24 protein-coding genes are annotated in these 24,569 nt (G+C 52.2%); 10 read left to right on the forward strand and 14 right to left on the reverse strand.

What is annotated here, in order from left to right; translation table 11 throughout:
* Window positions 1–524 precede the first annotated feature (524 nt).
* From rsxC to GX441_06720, 4 genes are all read left to right on the forward strand, one after another.
* Window positions 525–1,871 (forward strand): electron transport complex subunit RsxC, encoded by a 1,347-nt coding sequence (rsxC, locus tag GX441_06705; GenBank protein ID NLI98333.1) that lies wholly within the window; start codon window positions 525–527, stop codon window positions 1,869–1,871.
* Complete coding sequence (locus tag GX441_06710; protein ID NLI98334.1) at window positions 1,871–3,007, forward strand: RnfABCDGE type electron transport complex subunit D; 1,137 nt, start codon at window positions 1,871–1,873, stop codon at window positions 3,005–3,007. Before rsxC ends, GX441_06710 begins: the two co-directional genes overlap by 1 nt.
* The gene (locus tag GX441_06715) at window positions 3,004–3,615 is read left to right on the forward strand and encodes an FMN-binding protein (protein ID NLI98335.1); all 612 of its coding nucleotides are present in this window, start codon (window positions 3,004–3,006) and stop codon (window positions 3,613–3,615) included. Before GX441_06710 ends, GX441_06715 begins: the two co-directional genes overlap by 4 nt.
* Window positions 3,616–3,687: 72 nt before the next feature.
* A complete protein-coding gene (locus tag GX441_06720) occupies window positions 3,688–3,972 on the forward strand; it encodes an FMN-binding protein (protein ID NLI98336.1) in 285 nt (94 codons plus the stop codon).
* Between the two features lie 138 nt (window positions 3,973–4,110).
* Here GX441_06720 and GX441_06725 read toward each other — a convergent pair whose 3' ends face one another.
* The 3 genes from GX441_06725 to GX441_06735 all read right to left on the reverse strand — a co-directional run bounded on the left by GX441_06725 (window position 4,111) and on the right by GX441_06735 (window position 7,817).
* Window positions 4,111–5,577 (reverse strand): HEAT repeat domain-containing protein, encoded by a 1,467-nt coding sequence (locus GX441_06725; GenBank protein ID NLI98337.1) that lies wholly within the window; start codon window positions 5,575–5,577, stop codon window positions 4,111–4,113.
* 6 nt (window positions 5,578–5,583) lie between these two features.
* The gene (locus GX441_06730; protein ID NLI98338.1) at window positions 5,584–6,642 is read right to left on the reverse strand and encodes a hypothetical protein; all 1,059 of its coding nucleotides are present in this window, start codon (window positions 6,640–6,642) and stop codon (window positions 5,584–5,586) included.
* Between the two features lie 149 nt (window positions 6,643–6,791).
* Window positions 6,792–7,817: a hypothetical protein gene (locus GX441_06735; protein ID NLI98339.1), complete on the reverse strand. Its 1,026-nt coding sequence runs from the start codon at window positions 7,815–7,817 to the stop codon at window positions 6,792–6,794.
* Window positions 7,818–7,957: 140 nt separating this feature from the next.
* On the opposite strand from GX441_06735, the gene GX441_06740 reads away from it, so the two are divergent.
* Window positions 7,958–8,695, forward strand: a complete 738-nt coding sequence (locus GX441_06740; GenBank protein NLI98340.1) for a hypothetical protein — start codon at window positions 7,958–7,960, stop codon at window positions 8,693–8,695.
* 171 nt (window positions 8,696–8,866) lie between these two features.
* Here GX441_06740 and GX441_06745 read toward each other — a convergent pair whose 3' ends face one another.
* The 10 genes from GX441_06745 to GX441_06790 all read right to left on the reverse strand — a co-directional run bounded on the left by GX441_06745 (window position 8,867) and on the right by GX441_06790 (window position 18,145).
* Window positions 8,867–10,024 (reverse strand): hypothetical protein, encoded by a 1,158-nt coding sequence (locus tag GX441_06745; GenBank protein NLI98341.1) that lies wholly within the window; start codon window positions 10,022–10,024, stop codon window positions 8,867–8,869.
* Window positions 10,021–10,983, reverse strand: coding sequence for a hypothetical protein (locus tag GX441_06750; protein ID NLI98342.1), 963 nt, complete (start codon window positions 10,981–10,983; stop codon window positions 10,021–10,023). The genes GX441_06745 and GX441_06750 overlap by 4 nt, the downstream gene beginning before the upstream one ends.
* Entirely contained in the window at window positions 10,980–11,867 is an 888-nt protein-coding gene (locus tag GX441_06755) for a hypothetical protein (GenBank protein NLI98343.1), read from the reverse strand. Before GX441_06755 ends, GX441_06750 begins: the two co-directional genes overlap by 4 nt.
* Window positions 11,868–12,052: 185 nt before the next feature.
* Window positions 12,053–13,711: a hypothetical protein gene (locus GX441_06760; GenBank protein ID NLI98344.1), complete on the reverse strand. Its 1,659-nt coding sequence runs from the start codon at window positions 13,709–13,711 to the stop codon at window positions 12,053–12,055.
* A 92-nt stretch (window positions 13,712–13,803) separates the two neighbouring features.
* On the reverse strand, window positions 13,804–14,454 hold the full coding sequence (locus GX441_06765) for a hypothetical protein (protein ID NLI98345.1): 651 nt from the start codon (window positions 14,452–14,454) through the stop codon (window positions 13,804–13,806).
* Window positions 14,451–15,464, reverse strand: coding sequence for a hypothetical protein (locus tag GX441_06770; GenBank protein ID NLI98346.1), 1,014 nt, complete (start codon window positions 15,462–15,464; stop codon window positions 14,451–14,453). Before GX441_06770 ends, GX441_06765 begins: the two co-directional genes overlap by 4 nt.
* A 57-nt stretch (window positions 15,465–15,521) precedes the next feature.
* Complete coding sequence (locus tag GX441_06775) at window positions 15,522–16,880, reverse strand: hypothetical protein (protein ID NLI98347.1); 1,359 nt, start codon at window positions 16,878–16,880, stop codon at window positions 15,522–15,524.
* Between the two features lie 55 nt (window positions 16,881–16,935).
* On the reverse strand, window positions 16,936–17,340 hold the full coding sequence (locus tag GX441_06780; protein NLI98348.1) for a hypothetical protein: 405 nt from the start codon (window positions 17,338–17,340) through the stop codon (window positions 16,936–16,938).
* Between the two features lie 86 nt (window positions 17,341–17,426).
* Window positions 17,427–17,849, reverse strand: a complete 423-nt coding sequence (locus tag GX441_06785) for a hypothetical protein (protein ID NLI98349.1) — start codon at window positions 17,847–17,849, stop codon at window positions 17,427–17,429.
* Window positions 17,804–18,145 carry a hypothetical protein gene (locus GX441_06790; GenBank protein ID NLI98350.1) on the reverse strand — a complete coding sequence of 114 codons (342 nt, stop codon included), beginning with the start codon at window positions 18,143–18,145 and terminating at the stop codon, window positions 17,804–17,806. Before GX441_06790 ends, GX441_06785 begins: the two co-directional genes overlap by 46 nt.
* Window positions 18,146–18,328: 183 nt before the next feature.
* Here GX441_06790 and GX441_06795 point away from each other — a divergent pair, with 183 nt between their 5' ends.
* From GX441_06795 to GX441_06805, 3 genes are read left to right on the forward strand one after another with little or no spacing between them, the layout of a single operon-like run.
* A complete protein-coding gene (locus tag GX441_06795; GenBank protein NLI98351.1) occupies window positions 18,329–18,691 on the forward strand; it encodes a membrane protein insertion efficiency factor YidD in 363 nt (120 codons plus the stop codon).
* On the forward strand, window positions 18,688–19,506 hold the full coding sequence (locus GX441_06800; protein ID NLI98352.1) for a hypothetical protein: 819 nt from the start codon (window positions 18,688–18,690) through the stop codon (window positions 19,504–19,506). The genes GX441_06795 and GX441_06800 overlap by 4 nt, the downstream gene beginning before the upstream one ends.
* Before the next feature lie 32 nt (window positions 19,507–19,538).
* A complete protein-coding gene (locus tag GX441_06805; GenBank protein ID NLI98353.1) occupies window positions 19,539–20,462 on the forward strand; it encodes a hypothetical protein in 924 nt (307 codons plus the stop codon).
* Window positions 20,463–20,475: 13 nt separating this feature from the next.
* Here GX441_06805 and GX441_06810 read toward each other — a convergent pair whose 3' ends face one another.
* Window positions 20,476–21,201 carry a hypothetical protein gene (locus GX441_06810; GenBank protein NLI98354.1) on the reverse strand — a complete coding sequence of 242 codons (726 nt, stop codon included), beginning with the start codon at window positions 21,199–21,201 and terminating at the stop codon, window positions 20,476–20,478.
* A gap of 148 nt (window positions 21,202–21,349) precedes the next feature.
* On the opposite strand from GX441_06810, the gene GX441_06815 reads away from it, so the two are divergent.
* Both GX441_06815 and GX441_06820 read left to right on the forward strand, forming a co-directional pair.
* Window positions 21,350–23,170, forward strand: coding sequence for an OmpA family protein (locus GX441_06815; protein NLI98355.1), 1,821 nt, complete (start codon window positions 21,350–21,352; stop codon window positions 23,168–23,170).
* 36 nt (window positions 23,171–23,206) lie between these two features.
* Window positions 23,207–24,569, forward strand: a 1,363-nt coding sequence (locus tag GX441_06820; GenBank protein NLI98356.1) for a hypothetical protein, incomplete at its 3' end; no start/stop codon positions are given.

A 24,569-nucleotide genomic window follows, 5' to 3' on the forward strand; every position in this document is an offset into this window, starting at 1 on the left:
AACGGCTCTGCGCCGTAAAATCAAGATACTGCTATGAGATTGCCGCGTCCTAACGCCTTCGGCGTTTCTCCTCGCAATGACGTTGGAGTTCGTGACGCTTTTCATCAAACGGGACTCCATTTCTCGAATCCTGACTAACCATCACAGAAATTTTGTCCAGCTTCTGACCACCTTCTGACCACCTTTTGACCATCTTTCCCACCCCAAGAAATCGCTTCGCAATTTCTCGGGGACCCCGGGTCTGGAATCGATTCTGCCGAAGCTGTAGGCTTCCAGCCGCTACTTTTGGGGAGTATTTGACCATAACCATAACGAGTCTTTAATCCTGACTGCCGGGGACGCCGGGAAAATACGGAGTATTTCCAGTAGCGCTGATTCGGAATTCCCAAAGGAGCGCGTTCCGTTCGTAAGATCGGCGCGATCCTTTTGGGAAAACAGCTCTTAAATGTTGACAACCAAAACCCTTAGCCTATAATTCTCAGACGTTTGTCCAATCCCGAGGCTTTTAATAAGGAGCTGGCACTATGATTACCTTCCAGGGCGGAATACATCCGCCCGAATTTAAAGAACTTGCAGAAGAGAGGGCGATTGAAAAGATGCCGCCTCCGCAAAAGGTTGTGCTTCCACTATCACAGCACACCGGCGCGCCGTCCAAACCTTGCGTGGCTGTGGGCGATACGGTCAAGGTAGGAACGGTTCTTGCCGAGGCGGTAGGCATGATCTCCGTACCACTGCACTCCTCTATCGCAGGAAGAGTAAAGGAGATAGGTCCGTGGCCGCATCCTGTCCTGCCCGTACCGGCTGTGGCAATAACGATCGAATCCGACGGTACGGATGAAAAAGACCAAGCGATTAAGCCCCGCAGCGAAGCCGAGACAGAAAAACTAAGCCCTGACCGGATACGCGAGATAATCCGCAACGCCGGAATCGTAGGGCTTGGAGGCGCGGCGTTTCCTACATCGGTCAAGATTACTCCGCCGAAGGATGCAAAGATAGATGCGCTCATCATCAACGGTGCGGAGTGCGAACCTTTTCTTACAGCAGACGACAGGTTAATGCAGGAAAAGTCTGAAGAGATTATCAAGGGAGCAAAGATTATCGCGAGGGTCTTAGGCTTGGATAAGGCGTACATCGCCATAGAGCACAACAAGCCGAACGCGACCCGGAAGATGCGCGAGGCTGCTGCACGGGTGTGGCCCGGAGCCAATGTAGTTACCGTAAAAACAAAGTATCCTCAGGGAGCGGAGAAACAGCTAATCTCGGCGATTCTCAAGCGCAACGTTCCCCGCGGAGGCCTGCCCTTCATGGTAGGAGTCGTTGTGCAGAACTCTGGAACCGCCTACGCGGTTTGGGAAGCGGTAAGCGTGGACAAGCCCCTTTATGAACGCGTCGTCACGGTAACGGGCCCGTCAATTACGGAGCCTAAAAACCTTCTCGTCCGCATAGGCACTCTTGCCTCAGACGTAATCGCGTACTGCGGCGGCCTGAAGCCTGACGCGGCAAAGTTCATCTCGGGCGGACCAATGATGGGAATTGCGCAGTCAAGCGTTGATGTACCAGTCATTAAAGGCACATCCGGCCTTCTTTTCCTTAATGATAAACACATCCTTTTCAGGACGCATAAGGAGTCCAACTGCCTGCGGTGCGGAAAGTGCGTGGGCGTCTGCCCGATGAAGTTGCTGCCTTGCGAGATAGCGCGCATGGGCGAGTACGAGAAACTCGAACAGGCTGAAGAATGGGGAATACTTGACTGCATTGAGTGCGGTTCGTGCGCGTTCATCTGCCCATCAGGGCGCAGGCTCGTGCAGTGGATAAAGTACGGAAAGAACCAGATATTCGCCGAACGCAGCCGCAAAAAGGAGAAGAAATAATGGCAGAAAACACCTCATCTACACCTGTCGCCTCGCCTCAAGGCTCGCCTAAGTTTACTGTTACCCCTTCCCCCCATTTCAAGGCGCCCTTCAATGTCCGCACCATCATGTATCTTGTCGTCTTCGCGCTTACGCCTGCGCTTGCAGGAGCCGTATACTTCTACGGGTTCTGGCCGCTTTTCCTAGTGCTTGTATCCGTCACGACCGCAGTCGGTTCCGAATTTCTCATGAACCTCGCGTTCAAGCGTCCGCTTGCAGACTGTCTTGACGGTTCGGCAATCATCACCGGCATGCTTCTTGCATACAATGTTCCGCCCTCCGCCCCGTGGTGGATGGTCGCGGCAGGCTCGGCGTTCGCAATAATCGTCGCTAAGGCGTTCTTCGGCGGGCTCGGCCATAATTTTCTCAATCCGGCGCTCGCAGGCCGGGCGTTCCTCATGGCCTCATGGCCCACCCTGATGACTTCCGGCTGGCTGATACGCAAGGGCATAGGAACCGTTTCAGGCATACCACAAAGCATGTGGACGAACGTTATTGACGCTGCAAAGTCAGCTCCGACAACCATGCATGGCGTCGACGCGCTTACGGGTGCAACGCCGCTCGGGGTTCTGCAGAAATTAAAGATCGCCACCGACCCCGCGCTCATCTCCGGAACCAAGCACGCGCTCAACGATCCCGCTGTGATTAAGAGCCTTTTCTGGGGAAACATAGGCGGCGTAATAGGCGAAACTTCCGTTATCCTGATTCTCATACCCGCCCTCATTTTGATGGTCATCCGCGTGATAGACTGGCGAATACCGCTCGCCTACATCGCAACAACGGCTGCATTTTCCTTCCTGGCCTACCTTTTTGGCGCAACGCCCGTAACGCCTATCTATCACCTGTTCGCGGGCGGACTTATGCTGGGTGCGCTATTCATGGCTACCGACTACTCCACGACGCCCGTATCTCCTGCCGGTCAGTGGATATTCGGCGTTGGATGCGGAGTAATCACCATGCTCATAAGATTATGGGGCGGCTACCCCGAGGGGGTCAGCTACTCCATACTCCTCATGAACGTCGCAACCCCTCTCATAGACCGCTTCACCAGGCCCCGCATCCTTGGGGAGCAGCGCAAGAGAAAGGTGGAAAAATGAAGTTAGAAGTAAAGATGTCTATAGTCCTAGTCGCTACCTCGCTCGCGGCCGCAGCCCTGCTCGGCGTGGTTTTTTCCTTCACCGCGCCAACTATTGCTGGTCAAAAGGAAGCGGCACGGCAGGATGCATTGAAGTCTATAATGCCTGCTGCAAAGGAGTTCAAGCCCGATACCGTCATCCTGGACGCGGATACGTCCGTGATATACATCGCATACGACAAGAGCGGACAGAGGATGGGTCTCGTGTTCACTGCGGCGCAAAGAGGCTACGGCGGACCGGTGGAGACTATGGTAGGCGTTAACAAAGATTCCTCTATAGCCGCAATCCGCATAGCGTCCGCGTCCGAGGGCCTCAAAGAGACCCCGGGGCTTGGAACACGCGTGCTCGAGGACTGGTTCATAAACCAGTTCAAAGGGTTAAAGCGCGATGATGTCTTTCTGACAAAGGATGGAGGAAAAGTTCAGGGCATTACTGCGGCTACCATCTCCTCCAATGCCGCCACATCAGGAGTTCGACTGGGACTTGAGAAGTATCTTCCTTATCTTTTTGAAAATCCGGATGCTGTAGAAGATACACTCAGCACTGCGGCGGATACGAGCGATTCTTGACTGACTCAATCCGCAAGGGATACTTCGTCCTCCTCTAGGGATACACTTCGAGATACAGCCGGGGTCAAACCCATGCCTGAAATCATATCTCAGGCGGTCAGAGCATCAGGGTTTGGCGGCGAGTTCACCGTCGTCGTCAAGCTATTTCCCGATGGAAGGATTGCAAAAGTTGAGATCTCGGCGCTTGATTTTCCCGAGACCGAGGGCTACGGCACCAGGTGCCTTGAGGAATCGTTCCTCTCCAGATTCACGGGGCTCTCCTCGTCGAAAGAAGTTCTCGGCGTGGACGGTGTAACAGGCGCGACCGTCACCTCGAACGCCATAAAGAACGCGGTCTCGCAGGCTGTACGGGATTGATCCTGCTAGAGTAGATTTTAGAGCATAAGCCCGCGGTTCTCTTTTTTATCTGTATCATCGATTATCTAAAGAGTCTTAAGGATCAAGGTAATCCTATGTCGCGAAGCAGTATGACCGTTTTGGCGGGAGAAGAACAGTTTATCGCCCTAGAATTGCCAGTACAGCGCCTGCCGCCTTTATGCGTACAGGCGGGAAGATGTCGTCGAGCCGCGGCTCCACATATGAAAGATATTCAAACGACGCTTTTTTTGCAAAGAAGTTTAGTATCCTGATGTCAAGATAGGGGTCCCCCTTCCCGAGAAGCACTGCCAGCGCAGGAACGCAGGCCGTATCGCCTATCTTTGCGAGTGCGTCCACTATCGGCACGCGAATCCAAATGTTCTCGCCGTATGCGCCAGGCTCCCAGAAGAGCATGAGATTGAGTACGGAGACGGATGAACTGTCGCCGAGCGCTGCGAGCGCTGACATTGCTGAAGTCTTGAGAACGGGATCCTCGGAGTAAAGAAAAGATCTTATTCCGTCGAGCGAGCTCCTGTCCTTGAGCGCGCCAAGGGCTTCGATAGAAGTCCTTTGTATGGCAACGGATGTATCGGCGAGGAGCGATTTGAGTAAAGGGATTGACGATGAATCCTTTATGGTTGCGACAGCTGCAGCCGCCCTTGCAGTGGCAAGTCCCTGATTCTTTTCTAGGAGTTTATGAAAAACAGGCTCGACAAGAGCCGAAGGCATACGGGCAAACAGTCTGTCCGTGTTCCTGCCGTAGGAAGTTGAATCTTGCGCCGCTTCGCGAAGAAGCGCTGCGCCCGATGTGTCTGAATAAAATCCGAGCGAGAATGCGGCATTCAACGCAACAACGCTGTCAGGGTCTGAAAGAAGATTCCGCAGTTCGGCAAGGTACGCAGAGTCGGCCAGAACGCCCATAGCGTATACGGCCATGCGCCTTGTCGCCTGGTCTGAGGACTCGAGCTGGCTTAACATGAGCGGCCTTCCGCGCTCCTTGTCGAGCTGGGCAAGGTTCCATGCAAGGCAGAGATTCTCCTTTCCGTAAAGCTCCATTTCGCCGAAATGTGAGGTGTCGCCGAGAAAGGAAAGTACAAGCGCAGCCTGGCATGACTCCGTTGCCGACCGGTGAAGGATGCGCCCGAGCAGGGGCACTGCGTCCTTAGAGTAAGCGGTAAGGAGCGATATGGTCCCCGGGTCAACGTAGTCTGCAGTAAAGAAACGTTCGAGCGCAGGCAAATCCTTCTTCTCCGGAGTGTAGCTTGCGAGCCGGACCGCCCAGCGTGGAGGCGGCTTCTGGTTCAACGCCCTATGCGCGTATCTAGCCATTTTTTTATCCAGGCGGGAAGCGAGCGAATCGGCTGCAGCGTCCATAAACTGCGCGCCGCCCTCGCCCTGTTCGAGCATCTTCAGGAGCTCTTTCGAGGCTTTTTCGGGTTCGTATGCCATGAGCGCGAACGCCGCTTCGGCCGAATACTGGCCGTCGGAGTACATCTCGGCTTCGAGGAGCGCTATTGCGCGTGACCTTAGGTCTTCAGGCTCCTCAGCATGGTGAGCGGAGGCGCTCAAAAGCATTGCGGTTATGAAAATGAGATTGATAATCAATCCTCCTTAATACGTTCTGACTTTCGAGTACGCGTAAAGGTTGCCTTCCGTATCCAGGCCCCAAAAGCATACCCTTGCAGAATCGTTTACGTAGCGACCTATGTTTTCATTGAAAACTAGTTTCCAGTTCAAGTCAGCGTACTTTTTGAATTCTGGCGGAAGCTTTTCAAGGTGTTTCGGGATGCGATTTCCTCCATCATCAAGCTCTGAAGGACTAATCGGTTCACCTGAAGGATTGAGCCTCAGCATATGCGCCGTTGAAGGGTCCTTGGGATCAGGAAGAACGAGCACGAAACCCTCATTTTTGTAATGAGCAAGGGATATTGCCGGTACCCACGTATTACGATAGGTCCTCCAGACGTAGTCGCGCCAGGGATAACCACCTACCCTTGTATGCATTGAGTCGTCATGATATATTAATTGCTGCCTGCCGATCCAGATTCCTTCAAGCTCTTCGTTTGTTGTGGGGTTGGAACCTTGGGAAACTCCAAGCGACCATCCTTTGTCCCATTGCACCAAGGCAGTATTGTCTTTAGTGAGTTGTGTTAGCGAGTAAGGCAGCGCGGCGTAACCTCGAATGATTTCCTCTACGGGTTCCGCGCCGGTTTTTGTAAGATGCATCCTTACCTGCACACAGTTGAATGTAAGCTTATATTCTCCAAGCATATAAAGTGTGTCCCCGTGAAGTACTTCTAGATAAGGGTTAGTATAAGGCGAAAGCTCCGGCCAGGGGAAGAAATCCTTTACCGAACCTTCAGGGGTAACCCTGACAAGGTGTTGCCGGCTTGGCGGTATACTAGTTACATCCTCGTAGAGAGAGGTATTAAACGTGAAATAAGCGTTGTTCCACCTGTCAACAACGAGGAAGTGACTGCTTATATTGACAGTACCCCATTCTTTCAATGTATAAGTGTTCAGGTCTTGTATTTGCGCATCGCCTTGGGGGTCTATGTGACAGGAATAAATGCTTTGCTTTGAGATATACACGAGCCAGATATTATTGGCGTTGTCAAAACCGAGCCTTGTATCATAAGGCTGGTTTTCTGCAGACAAGGCCTTTGTCAAAAGAAAGTCCGCCTGCGCCTCTGGGTTCCAGGAGCCGACTGCTGTTAAAAGGAGTACAACTATGACGCTGATATCTTCCGCCTAGCAAGTACTCTGCCCGTCAAGATTGGATTGCGGGCTTATTGACTTAATGACACTGTATCGTGCGCTCACTCGCCTCCGGGCGCCCAGTCGGGCTGAAAGTAATAGCCTTTGTTCGAGAGCCGGGAAGATACGGAATAAGCAAGAGCGTGGTCATTCGTGAAGTAGGTCATGTAGACATCGGCATGACGCGTCACGTTTGTTCCGAGCGCTATTGTACTATCAAGGGGAGAGGGGCAGAAATAATAGTAGCTCCCGAGATACTCCGCGTCGACAAAATACAGCGAATCGGTTTGGGTGTCGAACGCATATACCTCTTCAATGGATGCGTTTCCCTTTACCGCGAATATCCACCTGCCGTCGTAAGACCAGCAGACATCAAGCCACTGCGAGAACAAAGGCAGGGATTCCTCGTCCTTCAAGCCGCCCGTGGCAAGATAGTAGCCCGAGCCGCCGGTATCGGCGACGCCTATGTCGGTCCGTACAAGGGAGATTATCTTTCCCTCGTTATCGACCGTCGTGTACTTGCCGAGCGTAACAAACGCGACCTTATCGCCGTCGGGCGAAAAGCCCGGCCTGTATACTTCCTTTATGGTAACGCTGTCGTCGATGGCTTTGCAGTAGGCTTTAAGGCCTGAGAAGAGGTAGTTAGATTCGGCATCGGGGTCGTCCGTTCTCATTATCCATATTCTGCTCGAGGAAGCGCTCGTTGTATAGATGAGGTAAGGCTCGGCAGGAGAACCGTCCATGTGGAAGGGTACGAGACCGTCAAAGTGCGTGAGTTTTTTTGCGCTTCTGTCCGTGACATAAAGGGTGAAGGGGTAGTCCGGCTTTTCCTGCGAGAGGAAGGCGATACCTTTGCTTGCATCAACAAAACAGGGAATACGGATGCCCGTCATGCTGTCCTTTAGAGGCAAAACCGTAGCTATAAGGTCGCCAGCATCATCGATGATGAAGATGTTCGACGAAGTATCTGTAACCATTATGTAGGAATCTCTTTGTTCCCAGTCGGGAACGGCGGGTTCGCACGCGGACAAAGCGATTATAACAATAACCGCCGCTGCGCAGAGAACCATCCAACCTTTTTTCAACATAAAGACCTCCTTAATAAGGATATGAATAGTTTAGCTTTAACATTGAGGTTGTCAAGCCTTCATGCTTGTTCGGGGGAACAAACGTTGATTTGTCCCTTAAACGATTATAATTACTCTGTAAATCAATCATGGAGGAGAAGATGAAAATAAGTGTAAAGAACCTCGCGGCGATTACGGTCATCGTATTGCCTCTTTCTCTTTCGGCTTTCAATTCAAAAGGTCTTTCCACAGGATTCGGCGAGCACGGAGATATAACGGACAAGGCCCTCACGGATTTGGGGTTTTCTGCGCATGCTCGTTTCATCGTCGAGAAGGCGAACGTCAGCCAGGACGTGTTTATTCGCCAGATTCATCTCAAGCGCCACTTCGACCGTCTGCCCAACGAACGGATGGAGAAGGCGTACAAAAGGAGCATCCCGTACCTCGAAAGGGAGAGAGAACGCATCATGAAATACATGCTTGCGGGCGACTACAAACGCTCGTTAAAAGCTTTCGGCCGTTCTCTGCATACCATACAGGATGTTTTCGCCCACTCCAACTACTGCGACATGACCGATGCGGACCAGAAGCAGTTCGTAGAGTCTGTGGTGGGTTTGAAGTACGACTTCCCGGAATCCGCGATGATTGTTTCATCCCCTTTCGGCGATCGCGCGGACCGCTATCGCTACAGCCACAGGGAGCACGCCAAGGACTCAAAGGACTATCCCGAGGGTCCTGAGGCGTTCGAGCGCGCGATGGCGGGCGCACTGGAGGCTTCGTCCAGATATGCAGTCACCGTTAAGGAAGAACTCGCTAAAAGACTCGATGAAGCCTACGGCAAAGAGGAGGCCGAGACCCGGTCCGAGGAGATTTGGGGTAAATTCAGGAACTGTGAATAATCTGATGCTCCTTTTTGGCTAACGCCAAAAAGATCGCAATTCTTAGAAGACTCGATTTGTCATCAGCATCCTTGGGATAACCAACGTTCCTGTTTTGCTAACCCTACGCCTTCGACTAAGTTGCTTTCAACTCAAGCAGTTTCTGCGTAACTGTTTGAGGACCCCGCAAGGCTATATGCCGAGTTGACGCTTTGCGAGTTCTACACCTTCAACCATGTTGCGAAGCTTGGCAAAGGTGACTTCCCATGTACGTGTGCGGAGACCGCAGTCGGGCGAAACCATGATGCGGCCGGGGTCGCCGATTACATCTACGGCATAAAGAATCCTGTCGCGCACGAGTTCCGGAGGTTCAATGAAGTCGGTATGGATGTGAATGACCCCAAGCCCCACGACGAAGGATGTTTTTTTGAGATCCGTGAGTATCTCGTAGCCGAAACGCTTTGACGATGTTGTCCCGAGCTCCTCGGAGTCTCGATTGGCGTATTCCAGGTGCACCTCATCAAGCACGCCCTCGAGCTCGGTCATCTTCGGGAAAAGCAGATGGTAGTTGGAGAAGCAGATGTGTATAGTGAAGAACGCCTTTCCCCGAAGGTCGCCGATGCTTGTGGATACAGATTCAACGAACTCTGGGATTTCGTCGCGTTTCGTGGTTGCGGCGGGTTCGTCAATCTGGAGGTAGCGTGCTCCGGCCTCATGAAGCGACTTGAGGGTTGGGTATATGGTTCTTTTCGCCACGTCTGTCAGAAACTCCGAGCGAGCTTTTTTTCGAAGTTCATGGATATTTGAGACGCCCGGAATGAGGTCTTTTACGTACTGTTCATCGAATGACCAGTCGACGATGGTGTAGGCGCCTGTTACCGGGACCTTGACATCGCGCCTCGCGATTCCTGCAATTTGGCGGTACTCATCTGTATGGAGGTCTTCCTTGAGTGCCGGGATGCCGACGCACGATGCTTTACGGTAATACTTGTTATCGAAGCTGCGAACATGGCCTCCGAACTCGAATCCCGACATGCGTTTTACCGGGTGTTCGTACATCTCAACGCGCTGCTCTTCGCCGTCCCATACGATATCTAGCCCGGCCTTCTCCTGAAGACGTATCCCGTACAGGGTGGAGAACCAGAGTATTTTTTGTTTTGCTTCCAGAGAGAAGTCAGTACGTTTTGAGAGGAGTTCTAGGAGCAGAGGGATTTCTTCAATATCGAGACGCTTGCCCCAGTCTCGAGCCTCATCGAGGTCTGCGTCGGTGAGCGGAATCTTACGGAAAGGCTTGACCCTCCAGGAGGGCTTCGCCATGGAGCCTACTTCGTGAGTGAGCAGCGGTTTCATTTCAAGACCTCCTTCAAATTCCTGATTTTGTTATCGGCGACAACCCTGGGCAGGAGCTCAGCAGGCCCTGCGCTCGCGCCCCAGATAAGGGAGCGCTCCACGAACTTCTCGAGCGAGTTGAAGAAACCGGCAAGCTTTTCTTTTTCCTCGATGCGGGTCGAGTCAGAAGCAAGCGCTCCTGCCAGAAGCATCTTGTTTTGAGGAAAATCACGGAGAACGTTCTCGATGGAGTTGGCGTAGAAGTCTATGCCTATGCCGTCGACTGGGAGAGAGTAGAGGAAGTCCTTCTCCTTTTCTATGTCGAAAAAGTAGGTGTTGATTATCACTGGATTGTCGAAAAAGGATTTAATTTTCTCGAGGAACTCCAGACCAAGCTTCTTTTCTTCGTTTGTGAGAGGACGCCAGCCCAGGCTCGGTTCGGCAAAGACAAGCATCTTGTTCGGAAGGTCTGCGAGCGCCCGTAATACGGTCTGGAGGATCTCGATTACGGTTTTGTAGTCGACGTTACGCGTGTATTCCTTAAAGAGATAGATGAACGGGAGCGTGAAGACGAGCGGTGCATCCGCCGGATACGTGTCGTCTGAAAAAAAATACCGCTTTATCCACTCGTCCAATTTTCCTTCGTCGGTCGATGAGGCGGGGAGGGAGAGAGGCGTTGATGAGGGGGGGTGAGTTACGGGCTCCAGAACCTTCCAGAACGTATTGGTCTCGAAGAAGCGCTTGAGACCCGTCACCTTGAGCGAAGGAACAATATCGGCAAACGGTCTGAGAAGATCCTGCCAGCCGAAGAGGCCTGTCGATGCGTATGGAAAATCCTCCTGTAGCATCATGAGCGTTTTCGAGTCCTCATTTTGAGCGTTGCGGAGTTCTTCCTGAGTAATGCGTTTACGGTCAAAGTCCCTTGTCGCCTGGACGAGTCTTTCTGACCGTGGGTACTGGCCCCATAGAAGTATGTTCATCTACCCATCCTTTCTGTTATTTCGTCTACGAGTCTTTCCGAAAGTCCGAGGTTCGTATATATAACGTGTTCGACGTTGAATCCGAGCCTGTAGCCTTTCTTGCTGATGAATTCAAAAATCTCCTCCTGCACGCGCATGTTTATCTCGAAAGTGCGCTCCTCGACCTCCTCGTCGTCCTTTGCGAGGTATGCAAGTATTGCGGAAGGTATCTCGACCCCGAGCCACATCATGAATTCGATGTCTCGTATCCTTGCCGCAGGCGCAAGAGAAACGTAGATATCCGGAAAGCGGGCTTGCGCGTCTAGAGAAGATTGAGGCAGAATCTTATCGAGCTCGATGAGCACGTGCTTGAGGTTGGCGGTTTCGAAAATTATCTGGGAGACGAAGAAGTCCATTCCCGCCTCTATCTTTGCCGCTATCCTTTCCGCCTCATGGGGCCGTGTGAATATTGTTATGCCCCCGACCTTTGCGTCCTTAAAGCTCCTCTTGATTAAGGACGCGGCCTCCGAAACCGTGTACCCCGGATACGGGTAGTCGGGCAGCTCGCCGCCGACGATAACGAAATGGCGCACACCCTGCTCGTAAACCTTCTGCACCCAGGCTTCGAACTCGGGCCGCGGTATGCGCACCGAGATCTTGTTGAGCACCGGAACCGCACCCGGACACGTTCTTGCGAGGACTTTAGCGAACGATACGTTGTCCATCTTCGGGATGTAGCGCACCCTGCGGTCGCCGTCCCTTGTCTCGTTTACGACCTCGGGTATGTTGAGATATCGAAGCGAGTGCCTTTTGAGTATATCGCATATCCTCTGAGCCCATTCATCTACCTTTTGCGGAGCCCATGTTTCTGGCGGCGTAATAATTTCGAAGATAACCCTGTCCATTGATATTGTGTCCAGTTTTTAAGGGGATTCTCTAACGGCACATTCGGACGCACGTTCTCATGCGTCCTTCTCTTTTTAAAGTGGTGATTGATTCATGCCGCATGGAACTATTATATGTGAGACCGACCCTATGTCAATATGGAAAAAAAGGGGCCTGGGGCCCCTTTTTATAATCTTGAATACAATTAAGGACCTACTTCGCCGAGCGTGTTGTCGTAGAAGGCGTTAGAGATGCGCAGTGTGGTAGTATCCGGGTACTCCGAGCCTGCGACGTATATGCCGTAGCCCTTGCCGTGACCTATTGAGTCGCCCGTAATCTCAGGCATGGCATCCTGGATGTACACGTTGCCGTCCTCATCGTAGCCTGCGTATTCAATCTTGCAGTTCTTGAGCTTGCATTGGGCATCAATGGAATGTTCGTAGAAGGAGATTTTTTTCCAGTCACCCTTGGACTGCGAGGAGACAGAGCTTGTGAAGGTAATCCAGCCTGCGGTGCCGTCAGCAATCAGACCACCAGGACCGTAGTAACCCACGTAGAATTCCACGCCGGATTGTAATTTTATCGTCGTGCCGGGACCGATTGTTAAGGTCGGAGTGTTGGTGTCGTCTCCTATAGAGACGTCGTTATCTATTTCGTAAGGGACCCCGAGATTCGCCCACGTGCAAGTGGAAGCAAGGGTCCCTCCTCTGACGAGGATTGAGTTCTTTGTGTTGCCTGTGAACGTGTTTCCCGTCCCGATGGTGCGGACCTGCTCTACAAAGATATTCAAGGGGAAATTCGCGCATTCAGTGAACGTGTTGTTTTCGAACGTTTTGAAGTATCCGTTGTCGTTCAATTTAACGCCGTAGCTAGCGCTTTTGCGGACTGTGCAGTTGCTGAATTTTACACCGAAGTCGTTGACTACGACTTCTCCGTCCTGCGCGTTCATGCCGCCGTATTCAATAATGCAGTACTTGAAGCTTGTCGTAGACATCGATTTATCGTATATGCCTATGGATTTCCAGTCTCCTGGAGTAGGGGATGGTACGTTAGAGGTGAAGGTTATAGTCGAATCCGCAGTTCCTTCTGCAATAATGGCTCCTGCGCCGTTATATCCGCAGTAAAGTTCGTTGCCTGCCTCGAACTTGACTATGCAGCCCGGTTTTATGGTGAGTGTGGCGTTATCCTGAACGGAAATATCTGCCTGGATTATGTGCGGGTTGCCTACGGGTTCCCATACCTCGTTGGATGAGATTGTCTGATTGTGGTAGGTAGGTCCGCCGCCAACAACGAGCGTGGCTGTGTCGGCCTTACCCTCTGCGGCTGCGATTATGCTTGCAGAGCCCTGACCGAGTCCGGTCGCCAGACCGGAAGCGTTTACCTTTGCTACAAGAGTATCCGAAGAACTCCACGCGAAGGGAATGCCTGTTATCTCATTGTCAGAGGCATCGAGAGCTTTTGCCGTGAATTGTTTGGTTCCATTGACCGATACGGTCGCGGTCGACGGTGTAATCTCTATTCTGTAAATGGCGGCTCCGGAGCGGACGGTGACGGTCGCGATGCCCTGTTTTCCTTCGGCTTCAGCAGTAATATTAGCAGTCCCTGCAGAAACACCGGTAACAAGTCCTGTAGAGTTGACAGTAGCCACAGCCGTGTTGGAAGACGTCCAGGTGAATGTAACGTTTGAAACCTCGGCGCTGTTGGCGTCAAAAGCTTTCGCAGTGAGTTGCTGGGTTCCGCCTATAGCTACGGAAACCGGTGTCGGTGAAACCTGTATAGTAGCGATCTCTGTCGGCGGCGTGCACTGCAGTAATGCGAAAGCTACCGCTATCGCAACATAAGCAATATGCCTGTGCTTTCTCATGGTTACTCCTTTTTTTAATCTTTAAAAGCACTCCTCAAACGTAATCCTAACTCATTTAGGATATTTGTCAATGAAAACGCCTGGTGTAACGTCTAAATATTCAAACCTCCAATGATTCTTAAGCCTACTCCTGTGGTAGAGAATCCGCCCCTGCGGTCGCCGGGCTGTGGTCCGGGTGACTCGTAGAGCATGCCCTCTTCGGGATCGAACCAGATATCAGTAAGCGCTCCCGGCTGATATCGACCGTAGAACTCGGCGCCGAGATCAAGCTTCCTGCCGACTGGAATCAGTATGCCTATTCCGGCTTCAGCTCCAAAGCCTAGACCGTCGAAGGTTCCCGTAAAAGCGCTTGCATCGCCCTGATTGTTGACGCTGAGTCTTGACCATGCGAATGAAGGTCCCACAAATGCATGAATCGGGCCGAAGTTTCGGATGAGTTCGACTGTAGCCGCAAGCTCGCTTTCAGTATAGGAGTAGCCGGCGTTGCCGTAGAGGGGATGAGTAAGCCCGCCCTGAGCGAAGTTCGCGGAGAAAGAAACAGCGCCTCTTACAGGACCGAACCGCAGCCAGAGCTCAGCCTGCGGAACAACAGGCAAGGGGCTGGAGATGGCGCCCTCCCAGCCTCTCAGCTCAAGGGAGGAGTCCAGATACTGCACATGCCTCGCAAGGTCGTTCGGAAAGGGAAGCGTTCCGCCGAGTCCGAGCCCCAAAGACAGTTTAAGGATGGATGATATTAGTGTCATGGCAGAAGCTCCGTATCGTTGAATTTATAAAGAAAAGCCGATTCTCCGGACGCAACCAGTGCATAGTATGTGCCGCCTGACCTTGCGAGCTTAAGCCTGCCGTGCCTGCCCAGGAGCCCTGCCGATGCGTTGACCCAGTGAACGTTGAGGTCCTTTGTAATGTAGGTCTGGTACTCCCCTGGTTCCTGGTTAAAACAAGCATAGATTATGGTTTGCCCGTCTATAGGGAGGAAGTCAGCAAGCTCCGGCGCCTCTGAGAAATAGGGCGCATAAGTAAGCCAGGATGAGGTGTCGCCGTGCTCGGCCGAGAAGCGTATGAATCCGCCCGTACCGATGTAGAGACCCTCATCAGACGTTTTAAGGTGCGTTACGCTGTCGCCTTCGAAGTAGTTCTTTGAGTTCCACTTTTTTCCGCCGTCAGACGATATCCTTAAGCCTCCGGCATCGATAATGTAGACGTATGATGTGTCATCCAAGTCGACGACTAGATGCGAAAGCTTCGGGCTTTCAGGAGGCGTATATATCTTCTGCCACGAAATCCCGTTATCTTCAGACCGCCAGAATGCGGTATCCGAGATCGCAAGAAGATGAGAGGGAAGCGAAGGATGAGGTACTAACGCGACGAAGGTCTCGGGCGTCTGGTGCTCGGTGAAGCTTGCGCCTTTGTCCTGCGAGATGAATAATCCTTTTTCGGCAAGTACGAGTATCCGGCTCTGATTTTGCGCATCTACGATTAGAGCGTTTATGCCTGCCAGAGCGCCGCGTTTCCAAGAATCTCCTCCATCGCCGCTCGCTGCTATGGAATCGTTCGAGGCGACAACAACAATTTCCGTTGACGCATCCAGGAACAGGGGGGCTTCAAGCGGCAAAGCCATCTCGACCCAGTAATCCTTAGAAACGTCCCCAAGAGGGACCCGCTGTCCGGGAATCTCCTCGAACGCCTCGCACGTAAGATCAGAAAAGAGGATTACTGAAAGGAATAAAAAATGAAATATGATTAGCCTTCTCATAACCCATACATTATTCACAAGCGTGGAGTTGTCAATATCCCGGAGACCGCGCCAACCTTAGAACTCGAGGCTTACGAGGTCGAAACCTATGAGTGCCTTTTTATCGAGCCGGTTCCTTTTAGACTGCTCGAGCGCGTACTGGGTCCAGGAAGGTCTATATCCGAGCGTGTCCTGTAAATGCTTGATGCTCAGGTTGTAACCGATTAGAGCGCCGGCTGCAGGCAGGAGCGAGCCGGCAATCATCACCTCGTAAGTGCCGTCTGGCGGCCCCTCGGCGTCGAATGGGTTCCCGTCAGGGCCCCAGCGCCAGGGCGAGCCTCCTGTGGCGATGATGAAGCCTTCCGCCAGAAAGAGATTGGCGATATTACCGAGGCATGCACCGAGGATAGTATATTTCCAGTCGCCACCCGGATTGAAGTACCTGCCCGTCCACATCGTGCCAAGGACCGAACCGACTGGAGCCCATAGATAACAACCCCAGGAGAGAGGATGAACTTCCGATCCATAAGAATTATCGTAACTCATTGCAGCACCCCAAAGGGCAAAAAGAGAACCCGTAAGAGGTCCCATGACCACAGCCGATGTGGTCTGCAGAATCTTACCTAGTACAAGGGTCCCGCCCGAATATCGGGTGCCTATCACATCTGCGGCTGCGAAGAGGCAGCAGCATGAGCTTCTTTTCGGATTCGGTCTGAGTCTTGCATCGAAGAGACGCGATGTATCAAAGGAAACCCTTGAATCGTATGCGAGAGAGAGACCTGCAGAAACTCCCCATCGCGAAAGAGGGTTCCTTCGATTATACCTCACCCAGCTGTAATCGACTGTCATAGGATCGGGCCTTAATAGAAGCCCTCCACCCTTAAAAACGGTCGAAACGTTCAGTGCAAACCGGCCAAGCCTGGCTAAAGGATAATTTATTCCAAGCCAGCCTTGAATTCCGGAACCTCGGCACAAATAAGAAAGTGTTCTGTAGTCGTACGGCGAGTCGTTGTTCATATAAAGACCTAAGCAGTCGAATCTGCCCCATACTGCCTCAAGACCGGCAAAAACCTCGCCTTTCCCGGGCCTGAAGCGCAGAGCATAAGCGGCCTCAGCGCCTGCGCTGAACTCAATGGATTTAATGTCGGTGTATCTGTAGCATGAGTACCAGCCGTCGAGATCGATAACGGCCGGACCCTGCAGGAAATAACTGCCGGCGACACCGAACACGCCTCTTGCGCTCCAGACCCCGGCAAAGGAAATTCCCAACTTTGCTGAACCGCTATTGTTTAAGTAGTAATTCCCGTAAGGAATAAGCGCCGAGTATAAAGGTTCGCCTCTTGCAAGCAGTGCCGGCTCGTAACCAAGCGATGCGTTTAAACCAATTCCTGATGACGGGTTTATCGATACGATAGTTAATGCAAGGAAAATTCCCAATTCCTTCCTCCTTATTTCAGAATTTTATGTAATTAAATGCAAAAAGGAAATGATGTCAAGCTCCAGTAGTTGCGTCTGAATTCTGGGCATATTGAGATGCTGCTGGACCGTAAGTAGGGGTGAATCTGCCGTAAACACTTCCTATAGTTCCTGGGTTATTCGCATTAGGGTTGTAGAAGGCAAAGTTGTAGATTACACGTTTATCTGATTCTGATTGCAGAACGGTGTTTTTATCGCAGTTTGTCTGGTGGGCTCCGGAGAATCCCCACGCGTTTTCCAGAAGAATCTCATCCATGGCCGAGTAATCATCGGTTCTGTCCCACGTTGTCCAGCCTTCGGTCGTGCTGTGTGTTTTCTTTGTTCCGTGCAGAAATATCACCGGATAAGGTCCTGGCTGGCCTACTGCCGCTCCCGAAAAGAGCGTCAATGCCGCAAGAATTGTGTGAATACCTTTTTTCATTTTTTCTTATCTTTTTTACTTGTTTAATACTAAACCCACTCGCCTTGCAATACTTACACTTTCCGCAGGCGTCACTCAAAACCACCTCATTTGTAGTTTCTAGTTTCCGGTTTCTCCTTTCGTCCGAAGTTTAATCCTAAAACAAATCCGATCCTTGGAAGAATTCCTGGGACATCCCATTCGGCAGCTGCCGGAATGCTCAATGGTAATAATTCTTTTGCAAGGCCGACGCACATTGCAGGTCTCAGTTCTACAAAGTTGTCATTGCGCGAATTCGGAATCGCGATGCTTTTCCCTATATAACCTTCGATACCCGCGAGGATGCTTGCAACATCAGCGGTTTTTCTTTCACTTAGATTCCTGTATAGATTATTCCTTGCCCACATAACGCCTGCGTTGCCCTTGATTCCCACGAAGTTGTTTGTACCGAAACAGCATTCGCCTTCAAGCTTCCATTCAAATCCTACAGTAGCTTCCGCGGAGATGTAATCCGTCCCGAAGAAAGCCAATACCCTCCGCTGTCCTCAATAACGACGTTCTCTCTGCCCTTCAGGATGATCGCATTGGCAAGGCCGAAGGTCAGAAAGGTTTTACACCAATCCTTCTTAGCTGTTTCTGATCTTCCTTCTAAGGAATGCGAGAAATAGAACGTGCTGGAAAGCGGCGGAAGTCCAGGGTCGCCGAAGCTCGAATACTGGCCCAGATAATAGAATCCCGGAGTATATTCTAACTCAAACCTTTTAGGATTGGCTTGTTCTTCCACCATTTGTGTGTTCAAAAAGACAAGCATAATGAAAGTTTCCATTTTTATCTCCAGTTTTTAAGACTAAATTAAAATATATGCTTTCAAAATCATTTGTCAATACCCTTATACGATAATTATTAATGATAACTCCGAGATTTTAATTAGTTGCCTTGACTTTCACCCATCTTCACTTACTATATCCGCATGAGAAAAGTGCTTGGAGTTCTAATGATTGCAGGAGGAATGGCGGTCATTGCAGCAAGACCATCCAATCCGCTGACGCTTGGCGCTGACCTGGCGCTCGGTTTTTATCAGAAGCTCATCTCCCCCCTGCAGGGAGGAGGGATATGCAACTTCTCGCCATCATGCTCGAACTTCTCAAGGCAGTCCTACAGGTTATACGGACCCTTCTGGGGCACGCTCATGACATTCGACAGGCTCGAGCGCTGCAACACGGGCGCATGGACCTACCTCGGCCAGTACTACTCTGGCGTCAGGGATGAAAAGCTCAATGACCCGCCGAAGAACCATCACCTGCCTACAAGGATCAAGGAACTAGAGGCGAGAAGGGAGGATGGAGCGCATGGAAACCCGGAGGATAAGTGATTATTTTGACTCTGCTTCTGGGGCAGACTGCCATCGACTTTGCCGACCACCTTTACGCGACCGGCGACTACAAACGGGCCGCACTCGAGTACGAGCGCATAGGCTTTGCTGATCCCGACGACACGGTGTGGACACCCTACGCAATACTGCGAGCGGGCGAAGCGCTATTGAAATCGGGCGACTACAAACGGGCCGCAAACGTATACGAGTTCGGGATAAAGAACATCTCCACGCGCTGGGAGTACTTCCAGTACGGCTATATGCGCGCCGAGTTTGCGGACTCGGGCTATCCTGCGGTAAAGATAATCGCGCCAAGGCTCAAGGCGTCCGAGCTGGCTGCAAAAAGCAGCATATACCTAGCCTTTGCAGATATCTATTCCGGCCATCCCGATTCCGGATTAACTATCCTTTCCAGCCTTGAGCCTGATCCACTGGTTGACGAGGTCATAAGCGTTCTTGGGACAACGCCCAAGCGCCGCTCTCCTTGGCTTTCCGCAGGCTTTTCGACCCTTCTGCCCGGCGCAGGCCAGGCTTACTGCGGACGCTGGGCGGACGCATGGCAGTCCCTGTCCATCACGGGTATATTTGCCGCGGCGTCCGTATACTACGGCTTTTTTTCGCAAGATACTACCTTGGGCAACACGATTAAGATAGCCGTAACAGCATCGCTAGGAGGCCTTTTCTGGCTTGGAAACATTTACGGCGCCGCGAACGCCGCGCTCGACTACAACGACTACGAGAAGAGGAAGAAGGATGAGCAGCTTGCTATTCTTTTCTCGAGATTCGACCTCGAACCGGAGATATTAAAGCCTTGACCTCTATCATTGCCGCCCTTCTCTTGACGGTTTTGACTCAACCCCGGACTTATGAGCAAGCCTTTCCTGATGTTGCAAGCATTGAAGCACTCGCGGACTCGCTGTATGCCTACGGGGAATATGATGCCGCAGCGCTCGAGTACAAGCGTGCGCTTTACTATTCGGGGGTCGCGTCCTATCTGTATATGGATTCGGCAGGCGGGCTCGTAAAGAGCGGCTTACCCGTCGGCTTTAAGGTTTTTGAAGGCGTCGATGATTCTCTGATGACCGCCTTGAAGCTTGCGCTCGCGTTGTACAGGAACGGCGAGACGGCGGAGTCCGACTCCATCCTATATTCGATGAAAGGCCCTGTGGTCAATATGGCAAGGGCCGTGATTCTTATCGAGGAGGAGGACCCCTATCTTGCAGCGTTCGAGATAGATTCGGCAACGTGTGCATCCCTTGGCGCGCCCGCCTACCGTCTGCGCGGTTGGGCGTACCTCGAGGCCAACGACTTCGGCAGCGCCGCACAGGAGTTCGGAAAAGCTGGCGACGAAGGGCTGGCGATATCGGTAGCTGTTCTTACAAAAAAGAGCCCCCAACTCAAGCTTAAGAATCCTGCAACTGCGAGGTGGCTGTCCCTTTTGCCAGGTTTGGGTGAGGTGTATGCAGGAAAGCCCTTATTCGGATTGTGGGCGTTTCTCGTTAACGCTGGCGATACTTATCTTGTGATATCCAATATTCTTGCAGGGAGATATGTGGATGCCATACTTACTTACACCTTTCTTTGGCAGCGTTTCTATTCGGGCTCTATGGCTAACGCGTCTAGGTTTGCATACGAATGGAACGATCGCCGGATTGCTGAGGTTCTTGACCCAATAAGGGAGAAGTTCAACGAAGCTGGTGATTTAAGCCTAGACCTGAAGTCGCTCAACGAGCTTTATAGAATACGCTCCGTAACCGAAGAAAAGGAATAGCCGCCTCTACCGGTTAAAAACCTAGACTGCGCGGAAGCTTGACTTTTATTGTGTCCCCTGACCGGACAACCCTAGCCTCTGACCATGCAGAGAAAGCCCCGCCACCCCAAAGCACCGGAACGGCTATAAGGGAAACGACCCCGGTAATAAGACACGCTTTTTGGTAACTTTGCAGACACTGGTCGCCGAAAAGACATGAGTAAATATCGTAAATGCAGTTGTCGTCGAAGAAAGGGTCCTTGGATTGTGCTATTCCCACGGCGCCGAGCAGGGCATAGCCTGGAACGCTTACAGCGATTCCGGTTCCGACAAAGTAATCCCTATTTGCGCTTCGAGTATTCCCGACCTTGCGGAAGTAATTGCCCATGTAGAACTGGCCGCCTCCGGGCAGGAAACCCCATAAGCATGCTTTAGCGGGATCAGGCTCTCCTGTTGCGATGGATTTTGCATTTGTCGTACTTTTGGATGAAGCCTTTTCCCCGGCAAGCCGTTTTATCTCTTTCGCTTTAGTGCAGGCCCGGGTCTCAGGATACTTATCAATCACGATGTTAGCCAGACCTAAGGCTATCTCGGTCTTGCCCTCGGCAAGTCGCTGCTCGGCCAGCTTGACCAGCTCCTGCGCGTGCTCCTCGCGTGTCTCATCGGCAAGCAGAAGAAACGGACAATTCAAAACCCCCAGCATGATGAACCATAATCTCCAAAATCTCCAATGCTTTTTCTGAAAAAAACTTGTACGCATATCTCCTCCTTGGATAAAACTATTCTAACAGAAAAAAATATTCTGTCAATCCCTTATATTTTTTATCGGGCATATGATTTTTTACTGCTTGACATACGCTCAAACACGGTTAATCTTTATTTATTAAAAACTTAAATCTAGGGTCATTATGAAGTATTTAAGATTTCACGTGATTGTATTTGCGACCGCTTTTGTAGCGGCATGCAGTCCTCAATACCCGCTATTCCAGCTTCTTAAAAAGACTGAGCTTTCAACCGAGGAACGCGAGGCGCTTGAAAAATACATCAAAAGAAGCGCGCCCGATGAGGACGCATTCGTTGCTGTACAGAGGCTGGCCGAGCCTTACGTCCGCTCGAAGGAATGGGACAAGGCTCTTGAAGTGTACGCGGGGTACAGGCCGATGTTTAAAGGTTATGACGCCAGATTTGATGAGATAGAAAGCATACTTTCGGCGCCCGCTGAGAGCGTTACGGTCACGAACCTAGGCCCTGGAATCAACTCTCCTGCGATTGAAGGTCTGCCCCTTCCCCAGGCTGACGGAACACTTCTTTACTTTACCGGCAAGGGGAGGACGGATTCGTGGGGTGCGGAGGATATCTATGTCTCCAGGCTCGAGCGCGGCGAATGGATCAAGGCACAAAACATCGGCTCAGGCATCAACACGGAGTCCAACGAATCTGCAACATCGATATCGGTCGACGGAACCACGCTCTTTATATTCGGAAACTACCCTGGAAACTCCGGCAGGGGCGACATCTTTTTTTCCGAGAAGACCGCCTCGGGCTGGGCCCCACCCAGGCACATCGAAAGACCTATAAACACCGTATACTTCGAGTCCGACGCCTTCATCTCTGCTGACGGAAAAGCGCTTTTCTTCACATCGGAACGTCCAGGCAACCAAGGCTCCTACCACCCGAAGGACGAACCCTTCCATGCCAACACCTGGGGAAATACGGACATATATGTCTGCGCCTGGCAGGACACTGGCTGGGGCGAACCAGTAAACTTAGGTAGCGCTATTAACACACCTTATGCCGAACGCACCCCTTTCCTGCATCCGGACGGTAAGACGCTGTACTTCTCCTCGGACGGGCATCCGGGCATGGGAAGGCTCGACGTCTTCAAGTCAATAAGACTCTCGGACACCTCGTGGGCGTTATGGAGCGAGCCTCGAAACCTCGGAAAGGAGGTGAACACCGCAGGCGACGACATAGGCTACAACATCTCGACGTCCGGTGAGCGCGCCTACTTTTCCGCATACGGCGAGAAGGCCGGATACGGCGCCTACGACATATATTCGATTACGCTTCCGGGCCAAGCAAGACCGAAAGCAGTAGCCACATTCAGGGGGAGGGTTAAGGACGAGAAAGGAAGGCTGCTCGAAGCGGCAATCAAGTGGGAGAACCTTGCCACAGGCGGGAACGCCGGCGAGCTCAAGAGCGACCCGAAGGACGGCGCCTACTTTATAGCCCTGCCCCTTGGAGCCAACTACGGCTACTACGCGGAGAAGGAGGGCTACTACCCGATATCGAAGAGCATTGACCTTTCCAATACAGTGGAGCCCGTTGAGATTGAGGAGGATATTATCCTCGTATCCATAAAGCAGGCGGTGGAGGCCGGCACCCCCGTGCGAATAAACAACATATTCTTCGACTTCGACCAGTACACGCTCAAGCCGGAGTCCTACCCTGAACTTAAGAGACTCGCCCAGCTTCTCGATGAGAATAAGGGGCTTGTTGTGGAGATTGCCGGTCACACGGACGACGTGGGTTCGGATGCTTACAATATGGAGCTTTCACTTAAGCGAGCAAGGGCTGTGGCGGCCTATCTCGCGGCCCAGGGCTGTCCTGAGGAGAATCTTGTTCCCAAGGGATACGGAAAGTCCAAGCCCCTGACCACTAACGAGACAGAGGAGGGCAGGGCCGAAAACCGCAGGGTCGAGTTCAAGTTCGTAAAACAACCGGACTGAAGCCCTAAGGCTTAGTCTGAACATTAAGGAGGAGCAATGCTCAAAACGAAGAGTATTATGGCGACGCTTTGCGCCATTGTGGTGACTGCAGGAAGCCTTTATTCCCAGACAACCTGGATACGGCAGTACGGGATGATTGGAAGCGACAGGGTCTATTCGCTCGACCTGGCAAAGGATGGAAGCTACATCTGCGCAGGCAGAAGCACGTCGTTCAGCGACTGGAGCTACGAGGACGCATACCTTTTAAGGGTGGACTTCTCGGGCGACACGCTGTGGACCAAACACCCGGGCGGAGAGTACGACGAGCGCTTCTACTCGGTGAGGACATGCCAGGACACGGGCTACATCTGCGCAGGCTACACCGAGGGCACCGATACCCTTAACCTCAACGGCTACGTGGTTAAGTTCAATCAGGACGGAGAAGTGGAATGGGAGCGCTCATACGGCGGAGCGTCGAGCGATACATTTTTCTCGGTATGCGAGCTTTCCACAGGAGGATTTGCCGCGGCAGGCAACACTGCCTCGTACGGGGCGGGCGGAACCGATATCTGGCTTCTCAGGTTTGAGCCTGACGGCGACACGCTCTGGACCCGGACCTTCGGCGGCCCGACGGAGGACCTGGGCTACGCAATATGCGAGACCGCAGACAAGGGGCTCCTTATCGCCGGATCAAGGGTTCCATTGGATACGAACGAAAACCAGCTCTATCTTCTGAAGGTGGATTCAGCAGGCGCCGTGCTATGGGAGAAGGAGTACGGCGGCGAGTGGGACGAATTTGGCTACTGCATCTGGCCCAACGCGGACGGAAGTTTCGCAATTACGGGTACTACGTGGTCGCAGGGCAGCGGCAAAGCAGATGTATGGCTTCTAAAGATAGGCGCTTCGGGCGATACGCTCTGGACCCGGACTTACGGCGGAACCGATAAGGACGAGGGCTACTCTGTAGCGGGGTGCACTGACGGAGGCTACATAATATCGGGCTACACCATGTCGTACGGCGCAGGCTACGAGGATTTTTACGTTATACGGACAGATGCATTGGGCGATACGCTCTGGACGCGGACGTTCGGAGGCGAAGGCGCCGACCTTGCATACGGCGCGCGCCAGGCTGTGGACGCAGGCTTCATGATTGCGGGCAGAACGCGCTCGTTCGGGCTTGCGCGCTGCGACGTGTACCTCGTGAAGACGGATGCGGACGGCAATGTTGCAGGAATCTCTGAAAACCCTATACCCGAAACACCGCTTTCCTTCGAGTTAAACCAGGCAACCATCCGTTTCGCACTACCCTATGCCACCAACGTGAGTCTTAAGGTATACGACATATCGGGCAGACTGGTCACAAAGCTCCAGGAAGGCAAAGTAGAAGCAGGCGTTCACAGCGTGCGCTGGAACGGCAATG

Source organism: bacterium, from assembly GCA_012517375.1.
Lineage (GTDB): Bacteria > Hydrothermota > Tepidihabitantia > B3-TA06 > B3-TA06 > JAAYVC01.

What these genes read in the sequence shown, in the direction of transcription:
- rsxC (NLI98333.1), top strand. Translation starts at nt 525, where the DNA reads ATGATTACCTTCCAGGGCGGAATACATCCGCCCGAATTTAAAGAACTT.
- GX441_06710 (NLI98334.1), top strand. Translation starts at nt 1,871, where the DNA reads ATGGCAGAAAACACCTCATCTACACCTGTCGCCTCGCCTCAAGGCTCG.
- GX441_06715 (NLI98335.1), top strand. Translation starts at nt 3,004, where the DNA reads ATGAAGTTAGAAGTAAAGATGTCTATAGTCCTAGTCGCTACCTCGCTC.
- GX441_06720 (NLI98336.1), top strand. Translation starts at nt 3,688, where the DNA reads ATGCCTGAAATCATATCTCAGGCGGTCAGAGCATCAGGGTTTGGCGGC.
- GX441_06735 (NLI98339.1), bottom strand. Translation starts at nt 7,817, where the DNA reads ATGTTGAAAAAAGGTTGGATGGTTCTCTGCGCAGCGGCGGTTATTGTT.
- GX441_06740 (NLI98340.1), top strand. Translation starts at nt 7,958, where the DNA reads ATGAAAATAAGTGTAAAGAACCTCGCGGCGATTACGGTCATCGTATTG.
- GX441_06745 (NLI98341.1), bottom strand. Translation starts at nt 10,024, where the DNA reads ATGAAACCGCTGCTCACTCACGAAGTAGGCTCCATGGCGAAGCCCTCC.
- GX441_06750 (NLI98342.1), bottom strand. Translation starts at nt 10,983, where the DNA reads ATGAACATACTTCTATGGGGCCAGTACCCACGGTCAGAAAGACTCGTC.
- GX441_06755 (NLI98343.1), bottom strand. Translation starts at nt 11,867, where the DNA reads ATGGACAGGGTTATCTTCGAAATTATTACGCCGCCAGAAACATGGGCT.
- GX441_06760 (NLI98344.1), bottom strand. Translation starts at nt 13,711, where the DNA reads ATGAGAAAGCACAGGCATATTGCTTATGTTGCGATAGCGGTAGCTTTC.
- GX441_06765 (NLI98345.1), bottom strand. Translation starts at nt 14,454, where the DNA reads ATGACACTAATATCATCCATCCTTAAACTGTCTTTGGGGCTCGGACTC.
- GX441_06770 (NLI98346.1), bottom strand. Translation starts at nt 15,464, where the DNA reads ATGAGAAGGCTAATCATATTTCATTTTTTATTCCTTTCAGTAATCCTC.
- GX441_06780 (NLI98348.1), bottom strand. Translation starts at nt 17,340, where the DNA reads ATGAAAAAAGGTATTCACACAATTCTTGCGGCATTGACGCTCTTTTCG.
- GX441_06790 (NLI98350.1), bottom strand. Translation starts at nt 18,145, where the DNA reads ATGGAAACTTTCATTATGCTTGTCTTTTTGAACACACAAATGGTGGAA.
- GX441_06795 (NLI98351.1), top strand. Translation starts at nt 18,329, where the DNA reads ATGGCGGTCATTGCAGCAAGACCATCCAATCCGCTGACGCTTGGCGCT.
- GX441_06810 (NLI98354.1), bottom strand. Translation starts at nt 21,201, where the DNA reads ATGCGTACAAGTTTTTTTCAGAAAAAGCATTGGAGATTTTGGAGATTA.
- GX441_06815 (NLI98355.1), top strand. Translation starts at nt 21,350, where the DNA reads ATGAAGTATTTAAGATTTCACGTGATTGTATTTGCGACCGCTTTTGTA.